We start from the raw sequence: 398 nt of genomic DNA, 5'->3' as shown, positions 1-398 counted from the left end.
CAGTTTTGCGCGTGCCTATCCCGATATTGTTTATAAGTTCAAGCAAGCCACAATTAAGGGGTGGCAATACGCATTGTCGCATCCGGCGGAAACTGTCGACTATATTCTGGCGAATTATTCTGTGAAGAAATCACGAGCAGCAATGTTGAATGAAGCCAGTAAAACTGGGCGGTATGTCAGTTCGGGAGATCAAAAGATCGGAGATATTGATAATGCAAAATTGTTGGTCATGGTATCTGAAGCGCGAGAGACCGGGCTGATTACTCAAGCAGAAATGAAGAACTTTGATGTGGATGACTTTGTTTTCAATGGTGGTCAGTTGATGTTTACCCCTGAAGAGTTGGCGTACTTGGCAAAAAAACCGGTCATCAAGCTTGCTAACGACATTCATTGGGGAC

The 398-nt window shown here is 44.2% G+C and carries 1 protein-coding gene; it reads left to right on the top strand.

Going from position 1 to position 398, the window contains the following annotated elements; all coding sequences use genetic code 11:
- Window positions 1–398, top strand: a 398-nt coding sequence (locus tag F8R15_RS21640; protein ID WP_216644167.1) for an ABC transporter substrate-binding protein, incomplete at both ends; no start/stop codon positions are given.

This window comes from Thioclava sp. JE_KL1 (assembly GCF_009296265.1).
Classification (GTDB): Bacteria; Pseudomonadota; Alphaproteobacteria; order Rhodobacterales; family Rhodobacteraceae; genus Thioclava.
Note: the sequence above shows the minus strand (reverse complement) of the source record. Positions and strands in the feature narration are given on the sequence as shown.